Origin of the sequence: Herbiconiux sp. (assembly GCF_023264855.1) — a bacterium.
Taxonomy (GTDB): domain Bacteria; phylum Actinomycetota; class Actinomycetes; order Actinomycetales; family Microbacteriaceae; genus Herbiconiux.
Genome location: NZ_JAHFUW010000022.1, coordinates 1 through 23,197, shown reverse-complemented (window position 1 = coordinate 23,197; position 23,197 = coordinate 1). Strand labels below are relative to the sequence as shown.

At 70.7% G+C, this 23,197-nt stretch carries 22 protein-coding genes; 12 read left to right on the top strand and 10 right to left on the bottom strand.

From position 1 onward, the window contains the following. The first annotated feature begins 19 nt into the window (after positions 1 to 19). Both Q0D75_RS10605 and Q0D75_RS10600 read left to right on the top strand, forming a co-directional pair. Positions 20 to 1,393 carry a sensor histidine kinase gene (locus Q0D75_RS10605; protein ID WP_291052940.1) on the top strand — a complete coding sequence of 458 codons (1,374 nt, stop codon included), beginning with the start codon at positions 20 to 22 and terminating at the stop codon, positions 1,391 to 1,393. Continuing rightward, positions 1,390 to 2,169 carry a response regulator transcription factor gene (locus Q0D75_RS10600; protein WP_291052937.1) on the top strand — a complete coding sequence of 260 codons (780 nt, stop codon included), beginning with the start codon at positions 1,390 to 1,392 and terminating at the stop codon, positions 2,167 to 2,169. The genes Q0D75_RS10605 and Q0D75_RS10600 overlap by 4 nt, the downstream gene beginning before the upstream one ends. Before the next feature lie 38 nt (positions 2,170 to 2,207). Here the strand turns inward: Q0D75_RS10600 and Q0D75_RS10595 are convergent, their stop codons facing one another. Both Q0D75_RS10595 and Q0D75_RS10590 read right to left on the bottom strand, forming a co-directional pair. Continuing rightward, positions 2,208 to 2,342 carry a hypothetical protein gene (locus Q0D75_RS10595; protein ID WP_291052934.1) on the bottom strand — a complete coding sequence of 45 codons (135 nt, stop codon included), beginning with the start codon at positions 2,340 to 2,342 and terminating at the stop codon, positions 2,208 to 2,210. Positions 2,343 to 2,476: 134 nt separating this feature from the next. After that, positions 2,477 to 3,430 (bottom strand): VOC family protein, encoded by a 954-nt coding sequence (locus tag Q0D75_RS10590; protein ID WP_291052931.1) that lies wholly within the window; start codon positions 3,428 to 3,430, stop codon positions 2,477 to 2,479. Between the two features lie 141 nt (positions 3,431 to 3,571). On the opposite strand from Q0D75_RS10590, the gene Q0D75_RS10585 reads away from it, so the two are divergent. From Q0D75_RS10585 to Q0D75_RS10560, 6 genes are all read left to right on the top strand, one after another. After that, positions 3,572 to 4,645, top strand: a complete 1,074-nt coding sequence (locus tag Q0D75_RS10585; RefSeq protein WP_291052929.1) for a maleylacetate reductase — start codon at positions 3,572 to 3,574, stop codon at positions 4,643 to 4,645. Positions 4,646 to 4,648: 3 nt separating this feature from the next. Beyond that, positions 4,649 to 5,683: a dioxygenase gene (locus Q0D75_RS10580; RefSeq protein ID WP_291052926.1), complete on the top strand. Its 1,035-nt coding sequence runs from the start codon at positions 4,649 to 4,651 to the stop codon at positions 5,681 to 5,683. Further along, positions 5,680 to 6,273: a phospholipase gene (locus Q0D75_RS10575; protein ID WP_291052924.1), complete on the top strand. Its 594-nt coding sequence runs from the start codon at positions 5,680 to 5,682 to the stop codon at positions 6,271 to 6,273. The genes Q0D75_RS10580 and Q0D75_RS10575 overlap by 4 nt, the downstream gene beginning before the upstream one ends. Positions 6,274 to 6,401: 128 nt before the next feature. Continuing rightward, the gene (locus Q0D75_RS10570; RefSeq protein ID WP_291052921.1) at positions 6,402 to 7,298 is read left to right on the top strand and encodes an ATP-binding cassette domain-containing protein; all 897 of its coding nucleotides are present in this window, start codon (positions 6,402 to 6,404) and stop codon (positions 7,296 to 7,298) included. Continuing rightward, the gene (locus Q0D75_RS10565; protein ID WP_291052918.1) at positions 7,295 to 8,380 is read left to right on the top strand and encodes an ABC transporter permease; all 1,086 of its coding nucleotides are present in this window, start codon (positions 7,295 to 7,297) and stop codon (positions 8,378 to 8,380) included. Before Q0D75_RS10570 ends, Q0D75_RS10565 begins: the two co-directional genes overlap by 4 nt. A gap of 91 nt (positions 8,381 to 8,471) precedes the next feature. Beyond that, entirely contained in the window at positions 8,472 to 9,548 is a 1,077-nt protein-coding gene (locus tag Q0D75_RS10560; RefSeq protein ID WP_291052916.1) for a low specificity L-threonine aldolase, read from the top strand. On the opposite strand, the gene Q0D75_RS10555 is transcribed toward Q0D75_RS10560, so the two are convergent. After that, positions 9,545 to 10,123 (bottom strand): hypothetical protein, encoded by a 579-nt coding sequence (locus tag Q0D75_RS10555; protein WP_291052914.1) that lies wholly within the window; start codon positions 10,121 to 10,123, stop codon positions 9,545 to 9,547. The two genes, Q0D75_RS10560 and Q0D75_RS10555, sit on opposite strands and share 4 nt — an antisense overlap. A gap of 79 nt (positions 10,124 to 10,202) precedes the next feature. Here Q0D75_RS10555 and Q0D75_RS10550 point away from each other — a divergent pair, with 79 nt between their 5' ends. The 3 genes from Q0D75_RS10550 (at position 10,203) to Q0D75_RS10540 (ending at position 13,964) form a co-directional block, all read left to right on the top strand. Continuing rightward, entirely contained in the window at positions 10,203 to 12,404 is a 2,202-nt protein-coding gene (locus Q0D75_RS10550) for a heavy metal translocating P-type ATPase (protein WP_291052911.1), read from the top strand. Between the two features lie 212 nt (positions 12,405 to 12,616). Further along, positions 12,617 to 13,219, top strand: a complete 603-nt coding sequence (locus tag Q0D75_RS10545; protein WP_291053051.1) for a DedA family protein — start codon at positions 12,617 to 12,619, stop codon at positions 13,217 to 13,219. Between the two features lie 139 nt (positions 13,220 to 13,358). After that, positions 13,359 to 13,964 carry a nitroreductase family protein gene (locus Q0D75_RS10540; RefSeq protein WP_291052909.1) on the top strand — a complete coding sequence of 202 codons (606 nt, stop codon included), beginning with the start codon at positions 13,359 to 13,361 and terminating at the stop codon, positions 13,962 to 13,964. A gap of 65 nt (positions 13,965 to 14,029) precedes the next feature. Here Q0D75_RS10540 and Q0D75_RS10535 read toward each other — a convergent pair whose 3' ends face one another. Further along, a complete protein-coding gene (locus tag Q0D75_RS10535; protein WP_291052907.1) occupies positions 14,030 to 16,180 on the bottom strand; it encodes an AAA family ATPase in 2,151 nt (716 codons plus the stop codon). A 196-nt stretch (positions 16,181 to 16,376) separates the two neighbouring features. Here Q0D75_RS10535 and mptB point away from each other — a divergent pair, with 196 nt between their 5' ends. After that, entirely contained in the window at positions 16,377 to 17,873 is a 1,497-nt protein-coding gene (gene mptB, locus Q0D75_RS10530; RefSeq protein WP_291052904.1) for a polyprenol phosphomannose-dependent alpha 1,6 mannosyltransferase MptB, read from the top strand. A gap of 295 nt (positions 17,874 to 18,168) precedes the next feature. Here mptB and Q0D75_RS10525 read toward each other — a convergent pair whose 3' ends face one another. From Q0D75_RS10525 to Q0D75_RS10500, 6 genes are all read right to left on the bottom strand, one after another. Next, on the bottom strand, positions 18,169 to 19,332 hold the full coding sequence (locus Q0D75_RS10525; protein WP_291052901.1) for a class I SAM-dependent methyltransferase: 1,164 nt from the start codon (positions 19,330 to 19,332) through the stop codon (positions 18,169 to 18,171). Between the two features lie 29 nt (positions 19,333 to 19,361). Continuing rightward, positions 19,362 to 19,625 carry a hypothetical protein gene (locus tag Q0D75_RS10520; protein ID WP_291052898.1) on the bottom strand — a complete coding sequence of 88 codons (264 nt, stop codon included), beginning with the start codon at positions 19,623 to 19,625 and terminating at the stop codon, positions 19,362 to 19,364. A 287-nt stretch (positions 19,626 to 19,912) separates the two neighbouring features. After that, the gene (locus Q0D75_RS10515) at positions 19,913 to 20,338 is read right to left on the bottom strand and encodes a MerR family transcriptional regulator (RefSeq protein ID WP_291052896.1); all 426 of its coding nucleotides are present in this window, start codon (positions 20,336 to 20,338) and stop codon (positions 19,913 to 19,915) included. A gap of 79 nt (positions 20,339 to 20,417) precedes the next feature. Then, the gene (locus Q0D75_RS10510; RefSeq protein WP_291052893.1) at positions 20,418 to 21,413 is read right to left on the bottom strand and encodes a DnaJ C-terminal domain-containing protein; all 996 of its coding nucleotides are present in this window, start codon (positions 21,411 to 21,413) and stop codon (positions 20,418 to 20,420) included. Next, positions 21,406 to 22,008 carry a nucleotide exchange factor GrpE gene (locus Q0D75_RS10505; RefSeq protein ID WP_291052890.1) on the bottom strand — a complete coding sequence of 201 codons (603 nt, stop codon included), beginning with the start codon at positions 22,006 to 22,008 and terminating at the stop codon, positions 21,406 to 21,408. The genes Q0D75_RS10510 and Q0D75_RS10505 overlap by 8 nt, the downstream gene beginning before the upstream one ends. A gap of 3 nt (positions 22,009 to 22,011) precedes the next feature. Then, on the bottom strand, positions 22,012 to 23,197 hold a 1,186-nt coding region (locus tag Q0D75_RS10500), incomplete at its 5' end, for an Hsp70 family protein (protein ID WP_291052887.1).

Here is a 23,197-nt window from a genome sequence, read left to right as displayed (position 1 = left end):
GCGTGGGTAGCGTGGACGCATGAGCCGCAACGACGACTGGATGCGCCCGCGCCCCGACGGCGCCGGCTACCGGCGCGATGCCGTCGTGGCCGCGGTGCTCACGGTCGCCGCCTTCGCGAGCACGATGCTCTACGCCGGCGCCGCGGCCCAGGATCACGCCCCGTGGCCGGTCGCACTGGGCTGGTCGGTGCTGATGGCCGGCTCACTGGCGTTCCGCCGCCGCCTGCCCGAGCTCGTCGCGCTCGTCATCTCCGTCACCTTCGTCGTCGGTCAGTACTCCGGCATCACCGAGACGCTGTTCGCCAACATCTGCCTCTTCCTCGCCCTGTACTCGGTGGGCGCTTGGGGCCGAAACCGGATGCTCGCGACGGCGGTGCGCATCGTGATCGCCACCGGAATGGGGGTCTGGCTGATCGGCGTGCTGATCTACCAGGCGCTCAACCCGGGCGCCCAGCCCACGGTGTCGCACGAGGGCGTGCTGTCGCAGTTCGTGTCGATCGGCCTGATCACGATCCTCACCAACCTGCTCTACTTCGGCGCCGCCTTCGTGTTCGGCAACGCTTCGTGGAACTCGGCCCGCCAGCGCGAGGCCCTGATCGAACGCACCCGTGAACTCGAGTTGCAGCGGGAGGTCAGCGGCCGTCAGGCCGTGGCCCTCGAGCGGGTGCGGATCGCGCGCGAGCTGCACGACGTGGTGGCGCACCACGTGTCGGTGATGGGGCTGCAGGCCGGGGCGGCCCGGCGGATGCTCGCGAAGGCCACGCCCGAGGGACCGGCCGACCCGCGCATCCGCGAGTCGCTGGAGGCCGTGGAGTCGAACGCGCGCGACGCCGTGGACGAGCTGCACCGGATGCTCGGCGCCCTGCGCGAGGGCGACGGTGACGGCAACGGCGAGCGCAACCGCGACGGTGACGACGACGTGTCGGAGCCGGCCGGCGCCGCCTCCACACGCGGAATCGCGCAGCTCGACGAGCTCGTGGCATCCGCGCGGGCGGCCGGGCTCCCGGTCGAGTTCTCGACCGTCGGACAGCCGCTGCCCGTTCCACCGGTGATCGGGCTCAGCGTGTACCGGATCAGCCAAGAGGCGCTCACGAACGTGCGCAAACACGGCGGCCCGCGTGCCTCGGCCGATCTGCGGCTGCGCTACCTCGACTCGGGCATCGAGGTCGAGATCAGCGACACCGGAGTGGGCTCCGCAGCATCCGGCCGCCCGCCGGGCCCGGACGGCGCAGGCCTCGGGCAGGTGGGCATGCGCGAGCGCGTCGCGGCCGTGGGCGGAGAGATCGAGCTCGGCCCGAAGCCCCGCGGGGGCTACCGCGTGCGGGCGCTGCTGCCCCTGGAGCCGGCCGCCCGGCGCTGCGTCGACACCCCGCCGACAGGAGCACCGGCATGACCGGCGCCGACGTCACGACCGACTCCGAGAGCATCCGGGTGGTGCTCGCCGACGATCAGGATCTGGTGCGGGTGGGGCTGCGCATCATCCTGGAGTCCGAAGACGGCATCGAGGTGGTGGGCGAGGCCGCTACGGGTCGCCAAGCGATCGAGCTCGTGACGCGACTGGCCCCCGACGTGGTGTGCATGGACGTGCAGATGCCCGAGCTCGACGGCCTCGCCGCCACCCGCGAACTGATCGCCGCGGGAGTGGACACCGGCATCCTCGTGCTCACCACCTTCGACCGCGACGACTACCTCTTCGAAGCGCTCTCGGCCGGGGCGAGCGGCTTCGTGCTGAAGAACTCCTCACCCGAAGACCTCGTGGCGGCGGTGCAGGTCGTCGCCCGCGGAGACGCGCTGCTGTCGCCGGATGTGACGCGGCGGGTGATCGAGCGCTTCGTCGCGTCGGGCGCCGGGTCCGGGGCATCCGGAACGCCCGGATCGCTCGAATCACCCGGGCCGGGGGCATCCGGAGCCGGACCCGGATCCGCCGGGAACGGATCGCACCGCGCGGCCTCGGCGGCACTCGACGACCTCACCGAGCGCGAGCGCGAGGTGCTGCAGCTGCTGGCGGCCGGACGCTCGAACGCCGAGATCGCGGCGGAGCTGTACGTGGGCGAGGCCACGGTGAAGACGCACGTGTCGAAGATCCTGCAGAAGCTCGGACTCCGCGACCGCATCCAAGCAGTCGTCTTCGCTTACGAGAACGGCGTGGCGGTACCCGGACGCGGTTGAGCGCATCCGGGCCCGTCACGACGGTGGGGCTCGGGGAGCTACTTCTTCTTGACGTTGGAGACCACGTCGGAGTGGTCCTGCTTGTCGCCCTTGGCCTTCTTGTCGGCGCGCTTCTCCTTGAGGGAGCGTACTGCCGGTTTGGCGACGGCCTTGCGCTGGGTCTTCTCGGCCATGTGATCCTCCATACAGACAGACGGAGCCACGGTGGCCCGGTGTTCGAAGGGTATGCCCCCGGTGGCCCGGCCGGTGCCGATTCGCGACATTGCCAGCGAATCGGCACCCCTGCACGGATCGGCCCGCTGCGGGCTCAGGCCTCGATCGGCTCCAGCTTCGCCATGATCGAGTCGCGCTCGGTCTCGAACTGAGGCGGCAGCATGAACGCGCGGCCGAGCTCCTCGGGCGACTCGTCGCAGTCCCAGCCGCCCTCGTTGTGCGTCACGGCGAGCTCGAACAGCGCACCGCCGGGGGTGCGCACGTAGTGCGACTTGAAGTACGTGCGGTCCTTGAGCTCGGAGATGTCGGTGTAGCCGGCACCCTCGATGTCGAACTTCACCTCGTTCTGGTTCTCCAGCGTGTCCATGTTCCAGGCGAAGTGGTGGTACGCGCCGGCACCGTAGCGCCAGGTGCCCTGTTCGTCGGTGCGGTTGCCGGTGAGCTCGATGAAGTTGCCGAAGGCGGCCTCGCCGACCTGGAAGCGGGCGCGGTCGCCCTCCTCCAGGATGTCGCCGGTGGCGAAGAAGGCCTCCTGGCCGAAGTCCACCATCCGGTTGTGGTCGTAGACATGGATGCCCACGCCGTGGATTCCGTGCACCGCGTTCTCGATGCCCACGCCGTTGCCGGTGAAGCCCTCGCGCGGGTCGTCGGCGTTCTCCACCAGCACGTACTCGATGCCGCACGGGTGCGCCAGGTTCAGGCGGCGGGCGCCGAAGCCGTCGGCGAAGCCGTTGTCGATGCCGTGCTCGGTGAGCCGCTTCGACCAGAACTCGAGCGAGCCGACGGGCACCGAGAGCAGCACCTCGCGCGCCTGGTTGGTGCCGCGGGTGCCGTAGAGGCCGGCCTGCGCCCAGGGGAAGGTGGTGATGACGGCCGAGGGATCGCCGTTGGCGTTGGAGTAGTACAGGTGGTAGACGGGCGCGGAACCGTCGTAGAGCACGGTCTTCTTGATGAAGCGCATCCCGAGCACCTTGGTGTGGAAGTCGACGTCTTCCTGGGCGTGGCCCACCGACAGGGTGACGTGGTGCGAGCCGGCGACGTAGGTCATGGGTGATCTCCTTTGATCAGTTCTTGTTCAGCACTCAGATTGTCATACGATAGGACTGACTACTCATAGTAGACCGCCAATTTCGATGCGCAAGTATGAAAATAGACGGTGACACCTCGACCCTGGAAAGGGCGTTCCGCAATGACGCTGGACTTCTCCTATACCGCACTCCCCGGCCGCGTGGCCTTCGGCCGTGACCGAGCCGCCGATCTGATCGCCTCCGAGCTCGAGCGCTTGGGGCTCGAGCGCGTGATGCTCGTGGCCGGTGAGGGCGAGGCAGCCCTGGCCGAGCGGCTCACCGCCGGTGTGCGCGACCGCATCGTGACGGTGTTCGACGGCGTGCGGATGCATGTGCCGAACGCCGTGGCGGAGAGCGCCCGTGCGGCAGCGGCATCGGCCGGCGCCGACGGCCTGCTCTCGATCGGCGGCGGCTCCACCACCGGCACCGCCAAGATCGTCGCACTCACGTCGGGCCTTCCGATCGTGGCCGTGCCCACCACCTACGCCGGATCGGAGATGACCCCGGTCTGGGGTCTGACGACGGATGCCCGCAAGGAGACCGGCACCGATCTGCGCGTGCTGCCGGCATCCGTGGTCTACGACCCCGCTCTCACCCAGACGCTTCCCGCCGGGATGGCGGTCGCCTCGGGCCTGAATGCGATGGCGCACTGTGTCGAGGCGTTCTGGGGGCCCGGCGCGAACCCGGTCACGTCGTTGCATGCCGCCGCGGGAATACGCGCGCTGGCGGCCGGCATGCGCGCTCGCGCGAGCGGGGCCGAGGGCACGGAGGCCGCCGACGGCGAGGACTCGCTGCTGTACGGCGCCTACCTCGCCGGCAGTTCGTTCGCGGTCGCCGGATCCGGACTCCATCACAAGATCTGCCACGCGCTCGGCGGCGCCTTCGACCTGCCCCACGCGCAGACCCACGCCGTGGTGCTGCCGCACGTGCTGGCCTTCAACGCCCCGGCGCTCGGCGCCTCCGACGCACAGGCGATGGCGCAGGCACTCGACGCCGACGACGCCGTGACCGGCCTGCGCCGGCTCTACGCCGACATCGATGCGCCGAGCACGCTGGCCGAACTCGGGCTCACCCGCGCACAGCTGCAGGAGGGCATCGGAATCGTGGCGGCGCGGCTGCCGATCCCGAACCCCCGGCCGGTGTCGCCCGACGACGTGGCCGCCATCCTCACCGCCGCCTACGGGCCGGAGGCCTGAGCCGTGGCGACCGACGACACGCGCGACGCCGGCGGGTCCGGCCGCACCGACGACGAGAGCGACGCGCGCGACGCCCGCGACGCCCACGAGCAGGCGGCCCGCGAAGACGCCCTCACCGCCGAGGTGGTGGCCAGCTTCGACGGATCGGCCGACGCCCGCTCGGGCCAGGTCATGCAGAGCCTGGTGCGCCACCTGCACGCCTTCATCCAGGAGGTGCGGCTCACCCAGGCGGAGTGGGACACCGCGATCGCCTTCCTGACCCGCGCCGGGCACATCACCGACGACACCCGGCAGGAGTTCATCCTGCTCTCCGACGTGCTGGGCGCCTCGATGATGACCGTCACGGTGAACTCCCCCGCCGTCTCCACGGCCACCGAATCGACCGTGTTCGGGCCGTTCTTCGTGCAGGACGCGCCCCTCATCCACAACGGCGACGACATCGGCGAAGACGTGAAGGGCCGCGCCTGCCACCTGCACGGGCGGGTCACCGGCACGGGCGGCGAACCGGTCGCGGGCGCGCGGGTGGAGGTCTGGGCGGCCGACGACGACGGCTTCTACGACGTGCAGTACGCCGGCGGCCCGATGTCGGGCCGGGCGCACCTGGTCACCGACGACGACGGCGCCTACGACTTCTGGACGGCGCAGCCCGCCGCCTATCCCATCCCCGACGACGGGCCGGTGGGCGATCTCCTGAAGGCCGCCGGGCGGGGCCCGATGCGGCCGGCGCATGTGCATTTCCTGGTGTCGGCGCCCGGTTACGAGACGCTGGTCACGCACCTGTTCGTGGCGGGCGACGAGTGGCTCGGCGACGACGCGGTGTTCGGCGTGCGGGAGAGCCTGATCGTGCCGTTCACCGAGCATCCGGCGGGCGAAGCGGCCCCGCACCCGCGGGCCACCGCGAGCGGCTGGAGCGAAGGCGTGTTCGACATCGTGCTGGCCCCGGTCGGCTCGGCGGCGCCGGCCGGCACGTCGGCGAACGCTCCGGACGCCGCATCCGGTGCCCCGTCGCGCGTCGGCACGGACGGGGCCGCCTCGTGAGCGCGCCCCGCGGAGCCGTCGTGGCGGTGCACGGCCGCACCCAGGACCCGGAGTTCATCCGCGGTGTCGTCGACCGCCTCGCGATCGGCTCGTCGCTGACCGTGATCGCCCCCGCGGCGGAAGGCCGTTCCTGGTACCCGAAACCGTTCCTCGCCCCGATGGAGGAGAACCAGCCGTTCCTCGACGCGGCGCTCGACCGGGTCGACGCCTGTGTGGAGGAGGCGCTGGCCGCCGGCGTCCCGCTCGAGCGCATCGTGCTGCTCGGCTTCTCGCAGGGCGCCTGCCTGCTCACCCACTCCGCACTCACCCGGCCCCGGCGGTACGCCGCCGTGATCGCGTTCACCGGCGGCTTCATCGGCCCGATCGGCACCTCGATTCCGCGGCCCGCCGGTCTGGAGGGCATGCCGTTCGCGTTCGCCACGCACACCGACGACCCCTGGGTGCCGCTGTCCCGCACACTCGAATCGATCGCCGTGGCCGGTTCGGCCGGAGCGAGCGCGCGCCTGCTGGTCGAGCCGGGCGGCGTGCACGAGGTGACGGATGCCGCCATCCGGCTGGCCGACGAGGTGCTCGCTCCCCTGTTCCCCTAGTCCCGCCCTCCACCGCGCGGCGGAGCGCGGGTGTGCGCGACCATCCTCGCGGCGGATGCCCTCGCCGGCCGCCCCGGCCTAGCGTGGACTCGGGCCCGCCAGGTCGGCCTCGGAGGGAAAGGGACATCATGCTCGACGTGCACGACATCTCCCGCTCGTTCGGCACCCGGAAGGTGCTCGACGGCGTCAGCTTCACGGTCGGCGACGGCCGGATGACCGGCTTCGTCGGCGGCAACGGCGCCGGCAAGACAACCACGATGCGCATCATCCTCGGGGTGCTCTCGAGCGACTCGGGGCACGTCGAGCTCGACGGCCGGCGGCTCACCCCCGCCGACCGCGCGCTGTTCGGCTACATGCCAGAGGAGCGCGGCCTCTACCCCAAGATGAAGGTCGCCGAGCAGATCGTCTACCTCGGCCGCCTGCACGGCATGAGCCAGGCCGCCGCCACCGCGAGCACCACCACCCTGCTCGAGCGGCTCGGCCTCGAGGAGCGCGCCTCGGCCACCGTCGAGAGCCTCTCGCTCGGCAACCAGCAGCGCGCGCAGATCGCCGCCGCGCTGGTGCACGACCCCGACGTGCTCGTGCTCGACGAGCCGTTCTCGGGCCTGGACCCGATGGCCGTCGAGGTCGTGCAGGCCGTCCTCTCCGAGCACGCCGCCAAGGGCGCGCCCGTGCTCTTCTCCTCGCACCAGCTCGACATCGTGGAGCGGCTCTGCGACGACCTCGTGGTGATCGCCGACGGCCGCATCCGGGCCGGCGGATCGCGCGAGCAGTTGCGCGAGAGCCACTCCGAACCGCGTTACGAGATCGAGCTCTCCGGCGACGCCGGCTGGGTGCGCGAGCAGCCCGGCGTGAGCGTGATCGAGCTCGACGGCCGATACGCATTGTTCGAGGTCGAGCACGGCAGCGTGGGCGAGCAGGCCGCCCAGGCGGTGCTGCAGCGCGCCCTCGCCGCCGGAGCGGTCACCCGCTTCGCCCCGGTACGCCCCACCCTCGCCCAGATCTTCAAGGAGGTCGTGAAATGAGCATCGCCGCACCCCAGGCCGTCCGGCTCGTCGCCGGACGCGAGATCAGCATGCGCCTGCGCAGCAAGGCCTTCCTGATCTCCACCGGCATCCTGATGCTGGCCATCCTCGCCTCGATCATCGCCGGCGGCATCCTCAGCGCGTCGGCCACGGCGCCCAAGGTGGCCGTGGTGTCGGAGACCTCGTCGGCCGTCTCGGCGCTCGGCTCATCGGGTGCGCTCGAGCTCACCACGGCGACCTCGGTTCAGGATGCCGAGCAGCTCGTGCGCGACGGAACGGTCGACGCGGCCGTGGTTCCCGCATCCGACCCCCTCGGCTACGAGATCGTGGCCCTGGATGCCGCACCCACCGCGGTCGTGCAGCTGTTGAGCGTCGCGCCCACCGTTCAGCTGCTCGAACCGAGCGACAACGACGGCTTCCTCACCTACCTGATCGGCATCGCGTTCGGCGTGGTGTTCTTCATGTCGGCGGTCACCTTCGGCAGCACGATCGCGCAGAGCGTGGTGGAGGAGAAGCAGACCCGCGTGGTGGAGATCCTGCTGTCGACCATCACCGCCCGCCAGCTGATGGCCGGCAAGGTGCTCGGCAACAGCATCCTGGCGTTCGGGCAGATCGCGCTGATCGCGGTGATCTCGTCGCTCGGGCTCACGATCACCGGGCAATCGGCGTTGCTCGGGGCCCTCGGGGCGGCCATCGCCTGGTTCGTGGTGTTCTTCGTGTTCGGCTTCGTGCTGATCGCCGCCCTCTACGCGGCCACGGCGGCACTGGTGTCGCGGCAGGAGGACGTGGGCTCGGTGACCTCGCCGGTGACGATGCTCGTGATGATCCCGTACTTCCTGGTGATCTTCTTCAACTCGAACGAGAGCGTGATGGCCGTGATGTCGTACGTGCCGTTCTCGGCGCCGATCGGGATGCCGCTGCGATTGTTCCTGGGCGACGCGCAGTGGTGGGAACCGCTGCTGTCGCTGGTCATCCTGCTCGCCACGACGCTGCTGGTGATCGCGATCGGCTCCCGCATCTACGCGAACTCCCTGCTGCGCACCGGCACCCGCGTGAAGCTCAGCGAGGCCCTGCGCGGCTGAGCGGCACGGCACGCACGACTCGAGCGTGCTGAGGAGGGATTCGCGCGATGCGAGCGCGGATCCCTCCTCACCCGTTTGGCAGACTGGGAGGGTGAGCGAGAACAGCGTGACCACCCTGCACGACACCGGCTACCGGGGGTTCGCCTCCGACAACTACGCGGGCGCGCATCCCGAGGTGCTCGCGGCGATCGCGGCGGCCAACGGCGGCCACCAGATCGCCTACGGCGAAGACGTCTACACGGCACGCCTCCAAGAGGTGCTCAAGGGTCACTTCGGAGACGCGGCCGAGGCGTTCCCGGTGTTCAACGGCACGGGGGCGAACGTGGTGGGCCTGCAGTCGATGCTGCCGCGCTGGGGCGCCGTCGTCTGCTCCACCACGGCGCACATCCACACCGACGAGAACGCCGCCCCCGAGCGGGTCGCCGGCCTCAAGCTGCTCACCGTGCCCACGCCCGACGGCAAGCTCACCCCCGAGCTGATCGACGTGGAGGCCTGGGGCTGGGGCGACGAGCACCGGGCCCAGCCTCTGGTCGTCTCGATCACGCAGACCACCGAGCTCGGCACCGCCTACACGGTCGACGAGGTCGCGGCCATCGCCGACCACGCGCACTCGCTCGGCATGCGCGTGCACCTCGACGGCTCCCGCATCTCGAACGCGGCGGCCTCGCTCGGCGTTCCGCTGCGGGCGTTCACGACGGATGCCGGCGTCGACGTGCTCTCGCTCGGCGGCACCAAGAACGGCCTGCTCTACGGCGAGGCCGTGGTGGTGCTGAACCCGGCGGCGGTCGACGGCATCCCGTTCCTGCGCAAGCTCGACATGCAGCTGGCCTCGAAGATGCGCTTCGTGTCGGCGCAGCTGATCGCGCTCTACGGATCCGATCTCTGGCTGCGCTCGGCCACCCACGCCAACGCGATGGCGGCACGGCTGCGCTCAGCGGTCACCGGCCTGCCCGGCCTCACGTTCACGCAGGACACCCGGGCGAACGCCGTCTTCGTCACCCTCCCGGCGGGCGTCGCCGACCGCCTGCGCGAGTCGTTCCGCTTCTACGACTGGAACCCGGCCACGGGCGAGGTGCGCTGGATGTGCGCCTTCGACATGACTCCGGATGACGTCGACGCCTTCGCCGCCGCCGTGCGCCGCGAGCTCGAGGCCGTACCGGCCGTCTAACCCGGGTCGCCGGGCGTGCAGCCCGGTGGCTCGGAGTTGCCGCTGATGCTGAAGTCGCCGCAGGTGAGGAAGTGCGACTGGTTGGCGCCCAGCAGGAACGAGGCCACGGCGATCAGCAGCACCGCGCCGATCACGACGAGCCGACGCCCCCAGGAGATGGTGTCGCCGAACTCCGGCCAGATGATCCGGGCGAGCACCCAGATCGTGGTCGGCAGCGCCAGGATGCCCACGAGAACACCCACCAGGGTGACGATGCCGGTGAACAGATCGCCCTCGTCCTGATCGTCCAGGAAGGTCAGCGCCAGCCACAGGCTCGGGATGAGCAGTGCGAAGGCCCGCCCGAGCCGCGGTACGCCCCGAGGCTGGATCAGCACGACGATCAGCGCGCCGGTCGCGGCCGCCCACACGGTGAGCATCTGGTCGAAGAAGAAGTCGCCCCAGGCGCCGAGCGTGAACGCCGGCCACCACACGGCCACGCTCATGCCCACCACGATCACCCCGGTGATGCGCGACGAGGCGTCGGCGCGGGCGACGGATGCTCGCGCGGCAGGTGCGGACGGCTCAGACCCTGACACGAGCCTCACGGTAGCACCGCACCGTTCGCTATGGCAGAGCATCTTGTTTAATACCCCTAGGGGGTATATCTTCGGAACCATGGACAGCGAACTGCGCAGCGGACAGGCACCGCACGAGCACACTGAGCACTGCGACCACGATCACGGAGCGCACACCGCCAGATCCGACCACGCGGGACACTCCGCTACCGGGCACGACGGCCACGGCCACGGGGGGCACGGCGATCACGCCGGGCAGTTCCGGCGGCTGTTCTGGGTGATGCTCGTGCTGGGGCTGCCGGTGGTGGGCTTCAGCGCGATGTTCGCGATGATCGTCGGCTACCCGCTGCCGATGGAGGGCTGGACCACCTGGATCCCGCCCGTTCTCGGCACCGTCATGTTCCTTCTCGGCGGCCGCCCGTTCCTGTCCGGTGGCGCGGCGGAGCTCCGGGCGCGCCGGCCCGGCATGATGCTTCTCATCTCGTTGGCCATCACCGTCGCCTTTCTCGCGTCGTGGGGCGCGACGCTCGGCATCCTCGACCACGAGCTCGACTTCTGGTGGGAGCTGGCGCTGCTGATCGTGATCATGCTCCTCGGGCACTGGATCGAGATGCGCTCGCTCGCGCAGACCACCAGCGCGCTCGACTCGCTCGCCGCGCTGCTGCCCGACGAGGCCGAGCGGATCGACGAACCCGCCCCCACCGGGGGCGCGGTCGGCGGCTCCGGCGGCCCCACCATCACGCAGGTCGCCCCGGCCGAACTGCGCGTCGGCGACCTGGTGATCGTGCGGCCGGGCAGTCGTGTGCCCGCCGACGGTGCGATCGTCGAGGGCACGGCCGACGTCGACGAATCGATGATCACCGGCGAGTCCGTGCCCGTGCGGCGCGGGCCGGGCGAGCGCGTGGTGGCGGGCACGGTGGCGACCGACACGGCACTGCGGGTGCGCATCACCGCGGTAGGCGACGACACGGCGCTGGCCGGCATCCGTCGCCTGGTGGCGGAGGCGCAGAACTCGAGTTCGCGGGCTCAGCGGATCGCGGATGTGGCAGCGGGCTGGCTGTTCTGGTTCGCGCTGGGAGCGGCCGTGATCACGGCGGTCGTCTGGACGCTGGTCGGCAGCCCCGACGACGCGGTCGTCCGCACCATCACCGTGCTCGTGATCGCCTGCCCGCACGCGCTCGGCCTGGCCATCCCGCTGGTGGTGTCGATCGCCACCGAGCGCGCCGCGAAGGCCGGCATCCTGATCACCGACCGGCTCGCGCTGGAGACCATGCGCACGGTCGACACCGTGCTCTTCGACAAGACCGGAACCCTCACGAAGGGCGAACCGGCGGTCACCGCCGTGCTCGCGGCCGGCGGTCACGACGAAGCCGAGGTGCTCGCACTGGCCGCGGCCGCCGAGGCCGACAGCGAGCATCCGCTGGCCCGGGCCATGGTCGAGGCGGCGCGCTCGCGCGGGCTCGCGGTGCCGGCCGCCGGCGGTTTCGAAGCGTCGACCGCGGTGGGGGTCTCGGCCGTCGTCGACGGCGCGACCGTTCGCGTCGGCGGCCCGCGTCTGCTCGACGAGCGCGGAATCGCCTCCGAGGCGTTCACTCCAGCGAGCCCCAGCGCACGCACCGCCACTATGGCGGAGCTCGGCCGCAGACTCGCTGGAGTGAACGGCGTCAGCCCCGCGGCATCCGCAAGCCGCACGGTGCTGACCGTGCTGCGCGACGACGCCGTGATCGGGCGGATCGAGCTCGCGGACGCGGTGCGCCCCGAGTCGAGGGCGGCGGTCGACGCCCTCCGTTCGCGTGGCGTCGAGGTCGTGATGATCACAGGCGATGCCGAGCCGGTGGCGCGGGCCGTGGCGGCCGAGCTCGGAATCGAGCGCTTCTTCGCGGGCGTGAAGCCGGGCGACAAGTCGGCCGAGGTCGGCCAGCTGCAGGGCGAGGGCCGAACGGTGGCGATGGTCGGCGACGGCGTGAACGACGCCCCGGCGCTGGCCCGGGCCGACGTCGGAATCGCGATCGGCGCCGGTACCGACGTGGCCATCGCCTCGGCGGGCGTGGTGCTCGCCAGCTCGGACCCGCGCGCGGTCGTGTCGGTGATCGAACTGTCGCGGGCGAGCTACCGCAAGATGACCCAGAACCTGTGGTGGGCCGCCGGCTACAACCTGCTCTCGGTGCCGCTCGCCGCCGGAGTGCTCGCCCCCGTCGGCTTCATCCTGCCCATGGCCGTCGGTGCCGTGCTGATGTCGCTCTCGACGATCATCGTGGCCGCCAACGCCCAACTCCTGCGCCGCCTCGACCTGCGTAAGTAGCCGGTCGTTGTCAGCCCCACCTCAGACGGCATCCGTAACCTGGGGGCATGAGCCTGGCCCTTGCCGACCCATCGACCGCCCTCCGATCCCTCTCCGCCGCCGAGGCCGACGCGTCCCCTCTGGTCGCCGTGGCCGATGCCGGCGCCGGCTCCGCCGAGGGGCAGGAATCTTCCGGCGGGTTCTCCGCCATCACCGACGGGGTGGTCGGGCTGATGGAGACGCTCGGCGCACCGGGCGCGGGCCTCGCCGTGGCGGTCGAGAACCTGTTCCCGCCGATCCCGAGCGAGGTCATCCTGCCGCTGGCCGGGTTCGCGGCGAGCCGAGGCGACCTCGACCTGGTGGCCGCGATCGTGTTCACCACGATCGGGTCGCTCGTCGGCGCCCTCGCGCTCTACGGACTCGGCGCCTGGCTCGGGCGCGACCGGATGCGCCGCCTCGCCGTGCACCTCCCGCTGATCGACGTGGAAGACGTCGACAAGACCGAGGCGTGGTTCGTGCGCCACGGCAGCAAGGCGGTCTTCTTCGGGCGGATGCTGCCGCTGTTCCGCAGCTTCATCTCGATCCCCGCGGGCATCGAACGGATGCCACTGTGGAAGTTCGCGCTGCTGACGACCGCGGGCAGCCTGATCTGGAACACCGCCTTCATCCTCGCCGGCTTCTGGCTCGGCGAGCAGTGGCATCTGGTCGAGCCCTACGCCGACGTGCTGCAGTGGGTCATCATCGCGGCGATCCTCGGCGCCGTGGGCTGGTTCGTCGTCGGCCGACTGCGCCGCCGCCGGCAGCGCCAGGGGCGGCCCGAGGGTGCGGAGGGCTGACCAGCGCTCGAGCGCATCGCGATCCGGAATCGAGGAATAGCAGCGCTCTGCGCGCGGTTGTCTCGAAACGGACCAAGGTCCGCTTGATCCGTTTTCCGTGCCCGATGGCGTGCACACCACTTTCGCCTTGGGAGACATCATGACCAGCGCTGCACCCGCCCCCGCCCTCACCTCGCGCCTCGCCGAGACGAGCACGCCCATCCACCCCGCTCTCGCCGAGCGCTGGAGCCCGCGCTCGTTCGTGACGACGGAGCCGATCGACGAGACCGTCCTCACCGCCGCCCTCGAAGCGGCCCGCTGGGCGCCCTCGGCCAACAACTCGCAGCCTGCCCGCTTCGTCGTGGGCCGCCGTGGGTCGGCCGTGTTCGACACGATCGCCGCGAATCTGCTCGGTTTCAATCAGGTCTGGGCCGGATCGGCCGCCGCGTTGATCGTGGGCATCGCCGAGACCAGCGACGACCAGGGCACGCCGCGTCGCTTCGCCGAGTACGACCTCGGGCAGGCGCTCGCCCACCTGACCGTGCAGGCCCAGCTCGACAGGCTGCACGTGCACCAGATGGGCGGCATCGATGCAGCGGCCCTGTCGGCGGCATTCGGCCTCCCCGCCAACCAGCTCCCGCTCACGGTCACCGCTCTCGGCACCCTCGGCACTCCGGATGCTCTCCCCGACGAGGCCCTCCGCTCCCGCGAGACGGCCCCCCGAGCCCGCCGCCCCCTCGACGAGATCGTGCTCGTCCGCGAATAGCTCCCCACGAAGGGAAGGGGGCGGCGACATATCGCCGCCCCCTTCTACATCCCGGTCTAGCGGCCCTATTCCGCCGCGACCGTCAAGCCCTCACCCGACGCCGCCACACCGACCCGTACGGTGTCGCCGTCGCGGATCTCGCCCGCGAGCAGCGACATCGCGAGGCGGTCGTCGATCTCGCGCTGCATCAGCCGGCGCAGCGGCCGGGCCCCGTACAGCGGATCGTACCCGCGCTCGGCGAGCCAGGCCCGGGCATCCGGGGTCACCGCGAGCGACAGGCGCCGCGAGGCGAGACGCACCGACAGACGATCGACGTAGAGCGACACGATCTGCGCCAGGTCGTCGTGCGAGAGCGCCTGGAACACCACAATGTCGTCGAGCCGGTTGATGAACTCCGGCTTGAACGCCTGCTGCACCGCGAGGTTCACCGCCTCGACCCGCTGCGACGGGGTGAGGCCCGCATCCGTCAGGAACGACGAACCGAGGTTCGAGGTGAGGATCAGGATGGTGTTGCGGAAGTCGACCGTGCGACCCTGACCGTCGGTCAGCCGCCCGTCGTCGAGCACCTGCAGCAGCACGTCGAAGACCTCGGGATGCGCCTTCTCGACCTCGTCCATCAGCACCACCGAGTACGGCCGGCGACGCACGGCCTCGGTGAGCTGACCACCCTGCTCGTAACCGATGTAGCCGGGAGGGGCGCCGAGCAGCCGGGCCACCGAGTGCTTCTCGCCGTACTCCGACATGTCGATGCGCACGAGCGCCTTCTCGTCGTCGAACAGGAACTCGGCGAGCGCCTTGGCCAACTCGGTCTTGCCGACACCGGTGGGGCCGAGGAAGAGGAAGGAGCCGGTGGGCCGGTCCGCGTCCGCGATGCCGGCGCGCGAGCGGCGCACCGCGTCCGCAACGGCGCGAACGGCCTCCTTCTGGCCGATCAGCCGGCGGCCGAGCTCGGCCTCCAGGTGGAGCAGCTTCTCGGTCTCGCCCTGGGTGAGGCGGTCGACGGGGATGCCCGTCCACGCGGCGATGACGGCGGCGATGTCATCCGGACCCACCTGGTCGTTCACCATCCGCTCCTCGCCCTCGGCCGCCACCTCGGCGGCCTCGGCCTCGGCGAGGGTGCGCTGGAGCACCGGGATCTCGCCGTAGAGCAGCCGCGAGGCCTGCTCGAGGTTGCCCTCGCGCTGAGCCCGCTCGGCCTTCATACGGGCGCGATCGAGCTGCTCCTTCAGCGAGCCGACACGGTTCAGGGCCGCGCGCTCGCGGTCCCACCGCTCCTGCAGCGCCGCGAGCGTGGCCTGACGCGTGGCCAGCTGCGTGCGCAGGGCGGCCAGGCGCTCCTTCGAGGCGTCGTCCTTCTCCTTCTTCAGGGCCAGCTCTTCGAGCTTCAGACGGTCGACGCCGCGGCGCAGTTCGTCGATCTCGACCGGGGCCGAGTCGATCTCCATGCGCAGCCGCGACGCCGCCTCGTCGATCAGGTCGATCGCCTTGTCGGGCAGCTGCCGACCCGGGATGTACCGGTTGGAGAGGGATGCCGCGGCCACCAGGGCCGAGTCGGCGATCGCGACCTTGTGGTGCGCCTCGTAGCGCTCCTTGAGGCCGCGCAGGATGGCGATCGTGTCTTCGACCGACGGCTCGCCCACGAACACCTGCTGGAAGCGGCGCTCCATGGCGGCGTCCTTCTCGATGAACTCGCGGTACTCGTCGAGCGTGGTGGCGCCGATCAGGCGCAGCTCGCCGCGCGCGAGCATCGGCTTCAGCATGTTCGACGCCGCCACCGAGCCCTCACCGCCGCCCGCGCCCATCAGCGTGTGCAGCTCGTCGATGAAGGTGATGATCTGGCCGTCGGCCTCGTTGATCTCCTTGAGCACGGCCTTCAGCCGCTCCTCGAACTCGCCCCGGTACTTGGCACCGGCCACCAGGGCGGCCAGGTCGAGCGACACCAGCTGCTTGCCTTTCAGCGAGTCAGCCACGTCGCCGGCCACGATGCGCTGCGCGAGCCCTTCGACGACGGCCGTCTTGCCGACGCCGGGCTCGCCGATGAGCACCGGGTTGTTCTTGGTGCGCCGGGTCAGAACCTGGCTGATCCGGCGGATCTCCGCATCCCGGCCGATCACGGGGTCGAGCTTGCCGCTCGCCGCGATCTCCGTCAGGTTGACGCCGTACTGCTCGAGGGCGCTCTTCTGCTCGTCGCCGCTCGCACCTGCCTGTGTGGGCATGCTGGGGTGGTCTTCTTTCTGCGTGTGCGCATCCGGAGACCGGCTGAGAGACGATCATCCCGGACACAAAGTTGAGTTGATGTGACTCAAGTTTACCGCAGGTCGACGCTCAGCGCTAGTGAACGTCGTATAACGGATGCGGTGCGAGCGGCCGCTCTCCCGGCGTCAGCGCATCCTGGCGTGGTAAGACGGAACCGTGCATGTCCTCCCTCCCCGCGTGCGTCTGCCGCTCGGAATCGCCGGCTCCGTGTTCATCGCCGTCGGTTCGCTGGGCGTCGGCTGGATCGGGCCCGCCTCCGCGCTGAACGCGTGGCCGCTGTTCGAGGTGCTTCGCAACACCCGCGCCGGAGTCGGCATCTGCGCGATGCTGGTGGTCTTCGGTGCCCTGATGCTGCTCGTGGCCTGGCTCGCACTGGGCCTCTCCCTGCTCGGCCGCCGGGCCGACACCGCCACCCGGGCCTCGCAGCTGCGGCAGGTCGTCGTGTCGGCCGCCGCCTGGGGAGCCCCGCTCCTGGCCACCATCCCGATGTTCAGCCGCGACATGTTCGCCTACGTCGGCCAGGGCCGGCTGATGGCCGCCGGGCTCAACCCGTACACGACCGGCATGGCCGACCTCCCCGGCTGGTACGGCATCGGTGTCGACCCGCTCTGGGCCGATACGCAGACCCCCTACGGCCCGGTGTTCGTGTGGCTCGAGCGGGTCGTCGTGATGTCGACGGATGCACTGCCCACCGAGGTGGCCGTGTTCGCCTTCCGCCTCGCCGCCGCCGCCGGGCTCGCCATGCTCGCCTACTACGTGTGGCGGATCGCGCGCCTGCGCGGACTCAACGAGGCGGGCGTGCTCTGGGTCGTGGCCGCCAGCCCGCTGGTGCTGATGAACTTCGTGGTGGCGGGTCACAACGACTCGCTGATGCTCGGCCTGATCGTCGGCGGCGTCTACTACGCCCTGAAAGACCGGCCGGTGCTCGGCACGATCTTCGTGGCGCTCGCCATCGGCGTCAAGCCGATCGCGGTCATCGCCCTGCCGATCATCGGCCTGATCTGGGCCGGTTCGAACGCGGGCTGGGGCGCCATCATCCGGCGCTGGCTCGCGGTGTCCGGGATCGCCCTCGGCGGCATCGTGCTGATGGGCTGGGGCATGGGAGTCGGTGTTGGCTGGATCGCGGCACTGGCGACCCCGGTGTCGATCTCATCCTGGTACGCGCCGGCGAACATCCTGGGCGTCAGCGTGGGCGGACTCGCGAACGGCGTGGGGCTGGACGGCGACCTGGTGCAGACCCTCGTGAAGCTCGCCGTGCTGGCGCTCGGCTGCGTGGCCGCCGCCTTCTTGCTGATCTCGCGCCGCCGTGCCGATCCGGTCTGGCTGCTGGCCGGCTGCTTCGCGGTGATCGCCCTGGCCTCGCCCGTGATCCACCCGTGGTACGGGCTCTGGCTGATCACCTTCTTCGCCATCGCGGGCCTGCAGAAGCTCTGGCGCATCCGCACGGTCGTCTACGCCACCGTGTTCTTCATGCTGATCGGCCTGGCGGAGCCGCTCGACCTCGTGCCTCGGCTCGACGGCGACACCGCGATCCCGGTGCTCGTGATCGGCACGGCGTTCCTCGGCGCGGTGGGGGTGCTGGTGGCCACCGAGCTGGTGGTGCGGCGTCGCACCCTGGTGCCGGGGCTCGTTCGGCAACCCGTCGTCAGCTGAGAACCTCGCGCTCCCGAGCTCTGGAGCCGTCCTCACGGGATCGCTCGGTGTCGGCCGTCTCCCACCGGTGTCCCCGCTGCGCGACCTGGCCGTGATGGCGTTCGTGCGCAACAGCCGCGGTGCCGTGCTGATCGTCTGGTTCGAGGTGGTGCTGTGCCGGCGCTTGCGGGGACGCGGGGTATCCGCGCCCATGCTGGCCCCTGCCAGCGCGTTCACTCCAGCGAGATAGAGCGACAGCTCGGCCACTATGGCAGAGCTGGACCTGAGACTCGCTGGAGTGAACCGATACCGGCGGTCAGCGCTTGACGGAGACCATCACGGTGAACTTCGGGGTGCGGTCGACCTGGGAGGTGGCGCCGACGGTGCGCTGGAGCGCCGCGCGGTAGGAGAGGTGCGAGTTGAAGACGGTCCAGAGCTCGCCGCCCGGGGCCAGCACTCGGCCGGCGGCTTCGAAGAGCTTGAGCGCGATGCCGGCGTGCACGGTCGATCCGACGTGGAAGGGCGGATTCAGCAGGATGAGGTCGGCGCTCGCGTCGTCGAAACCGGCGAGGGCGTCGTCGCGCACCGCCTCGACGCGGTCGGCGAGGCCGTTGGCCTCGAGCGTGGCGCGGGTGGACTCGAGGGCCGCGGCGGACTGATCGGTGGCGATCACCCGGAGCAGCGGATGCTCGGCGCCGTCTGAACCCGGGCGGGCGCGGGCCAGCGCCGACGCGAGCACGCCCGTGCCGCACCCGAGGTCGATGGCGAGCCGCGCATCCGGTTTCATCTCGGCCAGGTGCTCGAGCAGCAGCCGCGTGCCGATGTCGATCTTGGTGCCGGCGAAGGCGCCGCCGGTGGCGCACACCCACAGGTCGCGATCGGCATGGAACTCGCGGCGCACCTCGGCGGGGGCGATGCCCGCGAGCGGCGAGCGAGCGATCAGCACCCGCGACTTCTGGCGGGCCAGCGTAGCCGACACCTCGCCGAAGGATGCCGCGAGCACCTCGTTCATGGCCGGCGTCATGTGCTTGACGCGACCGCCGGCGAACACCACGACCGACGGATCCGCGTACGCGGCGATCGCCCGGGCGAACTCGTCGAGTGCGGCGAGACTGCGCGGCAACTGCAGCAGCACGACGGTGGCCCCCTCGAGCAGCTCGGGTCCGAGCGGCAGGCTGCGGAAACGCCCGCTGAGGTCGACGTCGAGCACGCGCCGGGCGTTCTCGGCGAGCGCGAGCTCACCCGACCGGGCGTCTTGGTGAACCCGGATGCCGTGCACCTCGAGCACCCCGGCGACCGCCAGCGTGAGCGCGCCGTAGTTGTCGCCGATCACGACGACGCGGCCCGGCTCGTCGCGGGTCGCCTGGATGGCCGCATCCGCCTCGTCGAGGATGAGCCGGTCGCTCGCATCGACCGCGAACAGGTTGTCGGCCTCGATGTCGGGGTGGCGGCGGAGGGCGTCGAACGAGAACTCTGTCACCGTTCAACCGTACGGGGTGCGAGGCCGGGTCAGATCCTCACGGGCGGAGCGGCGGGCGACGACTGCGCCCCGGGCGGTGCCAGGAGCGGGTCAGCGGGAGCGGCCGGCCGGTAGGCGCGGGACAAGCCGGGTACGGCGAGCAGGCCGGCCAACAGCGTGGGCAGCGCCGCGCCGAGCGCCGCCACGACGACGATCGGCCCGAGCGCGTCGCCGCTCATCGTGAACACGAACGACAGGGCGGAGAAGAAGAACGCCAGGAATCCGGCGAGCGTCGACGCGACGGCGGAGACCACCGCCGCGATCGCGAGGGACCAGCTGGTGACGGCGATCGGATGCTCGACGCGATGACCGCGCAGAAGCCCCCAGCGATCCCCCGGCCAGCAGCGCGCCCCGGCGCTGACACGGGGTCAGCGGCGGGCGGACGGGCGCGTGGGTGTGCCGCCGGTCCCCCCGCCCGAACCGCAGGCAAGTCGTGAGAATACGTCACATCATGAGCATCGCGGCTCGGCGACCCGAAGTCGACGCCCAGCCGCAGCACCAGGCCACCAGGCTGCGCGGCCTTGCCGCTCCGCCGGTGGCGCTACTCGTCGCGGACGGGGCGCCAGACCACCAGTCCCGTGCGGCGCTGGGTGCGCGTGCCGTGCTTGAGGGAGACGACCTCGCCCTCCACGCCGGCGGCGAAGACGCGGCGGCCGGGGCGGTTGAGCAACTCGTCGGCGAGAGCGCCTTCGAGCTCCCGCACGCGGGCGCTGAGCGCCGAGACCTGGTTCTCGAGCTGCAGGATGCGTGCGATCCCCTCGAGCGACACCCCTTCGGAAGACAGCCGTGCGACCTCGCGCAGCTGCACCACATCACGCATGGAGTAGCGGCGCGACTTGCCGGCCGTGCGGGTGGGGCTGACCAACCCGAGCCGGTCGTACTGCCGGAGGGTCTGCGGATGCATGCCGGCGAGCTCGGCGGCGACGGCGATCGCGAACAGCGGCGAGTTCTCATCGACCTCGTTCATGCGATTCCTCCCTCGGAGCGATCTGACCTGCGGGCGCGCCGGCCCGCCTCCGGAGAGGGCGGGCCGGCGGGCGGCATCCTCAGTCCTGCGCTTTCGCGAGGAGCTCGGTGCGCGGGTTCTCGGCGGGCTCCACGGCGTGGAACGCCTCGAGGGCCTCGCGCTGCGCCGCCGTCAGGTGCGCGGGGACCGCGACCTGCACGATGGCGAGCAGGTCGCCCTTGCCCTTGGCGGATTCGACGCCGCGCCCCTTGACGCGCAGCACCCGGCCCGACGGAGTGCCCGCCGCGACCTTGAGCTTCACCGGCGCACCGCCGAGCGTCGGCACCTCGATGGTGGCGCCGAGGGTGGCCTCGACGAAGGTGACCGGCACGTTCACGCGCAGGTTCAGCCCGTCGCGCTCGAACACCGGATGCTTGCGCACCGAGACCGTGAGCACGATGTCGCCGGGCTCGCCGCCGTCGGGCGAGGGCTCGCCCTTGCCGCGCAGCTTGATCTTCTGCTGGTCGGCCACGCCGGCCGGGATCTTCACCGTGATCGGCTTGCCATCCGCCGTCTGCAGCTTGATGGTGTCGCCCTTGACCGCGGTGATGAAGTCGATCGTGGTGCGCGCCGTGACATCCCGGCCCCGGGTAGGACCGTAGGCCCCGCCGAAGCCGCCACGACCGCCGCGCGCACTGCCGCCGAACATCCCTCCCAGGATGTCGTCGAAGCCACCGGGCGACTGCTGGTAGCTGTAGGACTGCCCGCGGGCACCCCCGCCGCCCTGCCCGAACATGCCGCCGAAGACGTCTTCGAAACCGCCGCCCTGGCCTCCGCCGCCCGCCGTGAAGCGAGCGCCGGAGCCCATGGCGCGGATCTGGTCGTATTCCTTGCGCTGCTCGGCGTCGGAGAGCACCGAGTACGCCTCGGAGATCTCCTTAAACCGGGACTCGGCCTTGACGTCGCCCTGGTTGGAGTCGGGATGGTACTGACGGGCGAGCTTGCGGTACGCCTTCTTCAACTCGGCGTCGGAGATGTCTTTCGACACCCCGAGCACCTTGTAGAAGTCTTTGTCGAACCAGTCCTGGCTAGCCATTGGGCACCGCCACCACGACCTTGGCGGCGCGCAGCAGCGTGGAGCCGAGGAAGTACCCCGACTCGACAACGTCGGCGATCGTGGGAGTGGTGACGTCGTCGCTGGGCTGCTGGAAGATCGCTTCGTGCAGCTGGGGGTCGAACTCCTCCCCGACCGCGGCGAAGGGCTTCAGGCCCACCCGCTCCACGCTCGAGCGGAGCTTGCTGGCGATGGCGGTGAACGGGCCGCCCTCTTCGAGGTCGCCGTGCTTGGCGGCCCGGTCGAGGTCGTCGAGCACCGGGATCAGCACCTTCACGACGTCGCCGGTGGCGCGCTCGCGCTCCACCTCGCGGTTCGCCTCGGTGCGCTTGCGGTAGTTGGCGTATTCGGCCGTCACCCGCTGCAGGTCGGCCAGCCGCTCGGCGGCCAGCTCGTCGGCGGATGTCTGACCCGACAGGAACGACAGGTCGGCATCCGAGAGGGAGGTCTCGATGTCCGGTCCCTCAGCCTCGATGAACTCCGCACCCTGTGCAGAGGTCGAGTCGGGCGTCTCCCCTTCGGAGGAGGCGCCCGACTCGTCATCGGGCTGACGACCGTTGGTGGTGTCGTCAGTCATGGATTACTTGTCCTTCGGCTCGTCTTCGTCTTCGACGACCTCGGCGTCGACCACGTCGTCATCCTCCTTGGCGGAGGACTCGGTGGGCTCGCCCTGCTCGCCCGCCGGAGCGGACGCGTCGGCCTGAGCAGAAGCATAGATGGCCTGCCCCAGCTTCTGCTGGCTCTCGTTGAGCTTGTCGAACGCGGTCTTCACGGCCGTGTCGTCTTCACCCGCGAGGGCCGACTTCAGCGCGTCGACGTCGGCCTGGACCTCGGTCTTGACGTCGTCGGGCAGCTTGTCGTCGTTCTCCTTGATGAGCTTGTCGGTCGAGTACGCGAGCGTCTCGGCCTGGTTGCGCACCTCGGCGGCCTCGCGGCGCGCCTTGTCCTCAGCGGCGTGCTCTTCCGCCTCGCGCACCATGCGCTCGATGTCTTCCTTCGCCAGCGACGAACCGCCGGTGATGGTCATCGACTGCTCCTTGCCGGTGCCCTTGTCTTTCGCCGAGACGTGCACGATGCCGTTGGCGTCGATGTCGAAGGTGACCTCGACCTGCGGGATGCCGCGGGGCGCCGGCGCGATGCCGGTGAGCTCGAAGGTGCCCAGGTTCTTGTTGTCGCGGGTGAACTCGCGCTCGCCCTGGAACACCTGGATCGCCACGGACGGCTGGTTGTCGTCGGCCGTGGTGAAGGTCTCGCTGCGCTTGGTGGGGATGGCCGTGTTGCGCTCGATCAGCTTGGTCATGATGCCGCCCTTGGTCTCGATACCGAGGCTCAGGGGGGTGACGTCGATGAGCAGCACGTCCTTGCGCTCACCCTTCAGCACGCCGGCCTGCAGGGCGGCGCCGACGGCGACGACCTCATCCGGGTTCACGCCCTTGTTGGGGTCTTTGCCCCCGGTGAGCTTCTTGACCAGCTCGACCACGGCGGGCATGCGGGTCGAGCCACCGACGAGCACCACGTGGGCGATGTCGTTGACCGAGACGCCGGCCTCGGTGATGACGTCTTTGAAGGGCTTCTCGGTGCGCGCCAGCAGGTCGCTGGTGAGCTCCTCGAACTTGGCGCGGGTGAGCGTGGCGTCGAGGTTGGCCGGGCCGTTCTCGGTGAGCGAGAGGTAGGGCAGCGTGATGCTGGCCGACATGCCCGAGGAGAGCTCCTTCTTGGCCTGCTCCGCGGCCTCCTTGAGGCGCTGCTTGGCGATCTTGTCGTTG

Bases quoted from the DNA above. Each gene is read 5' to 3' on its own strand.
- Q0D75_RS10585 (WP_291052929.1), top strand. From the start codon at position 3,572: ATGACGCTGGACTTCTCCTATACCGCACTCCCCGGCCGCGTGGCCTTC.
- Q0D75_RS10515 (WP_291052896.1), bottom strand. From the start codon at position 20,338: ATGAACGAGGTCGATGAGAACTCGCCGCTGTTCGCGATCGCCGTCGCC.
- Q0D75_RS10595 (WP_291052934.1), bottom strand. From the start codon at position 2,342: ATGGCCGAGAAGACCCAGCGCAAGGCCGTCGCCAAACCGGCAGTACGC.
- Q0D75_RS10540 (WP_291052909.1), top strand. From the start codon at position 13,359: ATGACCAGCGCTGCACCCGCCCCCGCCCTCACCTCGCGCCTCGCCGAG.
- Q0D75_RS10545 (WP_291053051.1), top strand. From the start codon at position 12,617: ATGGAGACGCTCGGCGCACCGGGCGCGGGCCTCGCCGTGGCGGTCGAG.
- Q0D75_RS10605 (WP_291052940.1), top strand. From the start codon at position 20: ATGAGCCGCAACGACGACTGGATGCGCCCGCGCCCCGACGGCGCCGGC.
- Q0D75_RS10505 (WP_291052890.1), bottom strand. From the start codon at position 22,008: ATGACTGACGACACCACCAACGGTCGTCAGCCCGATGACGAGTCGGGC.
- Q0D75_RS10535 (WP_291052907.1), bottom strand. From the start codon at position 16,180: ATGCCCACACAGGCAGGTGCGAGCGGCGACGAGCAGAAGAGCGCCCTC.
- Q0D75_RS10550 (WP_291052911.1), top strand. From the start codon at position 10,203: ATGGACAGCGAACTGCGCAGCGGACAGGCACCGCACGAGCACACTGAG.
- Q0D75_RS10590 (WP_291052931.1), bottom strand. From the start codon at position 3,430: ATGACCTACGTCGCCGGCTCGCACCACGTCACCCTGTCGGTGGGCCAC.
- Q0D75_RS10510 (WP_291052893.1), bottom strand. From the start codon at position 21,413: ATGGCTAGCCAGGACTGGTTCGACAAAGACTTCTACAAGGTGCTCGGG.
- Q0D75_RS10570 (WP_291052921.1), top strand. From the start codon at position 6,402: ATGCTCGACGTGCACGACATCTCCCGCTCGTTCGGCACCCGGAAGGTG.
- Q0D75_RS10600 (WP_291052937.1), top strand. From the start codon at position 1,390: ATGACCGGCGCCGACGTCACGACCGACTCCGAGAGCATCCGGGTGGTG.
- Q0D75_RS10565 (WP_291052918.1), top strand. From the start codon at position 7,295: ATGAGCATCGCCGCACCCCAGGCCGTCCGGCTCGTCGCCGGACGCGAG.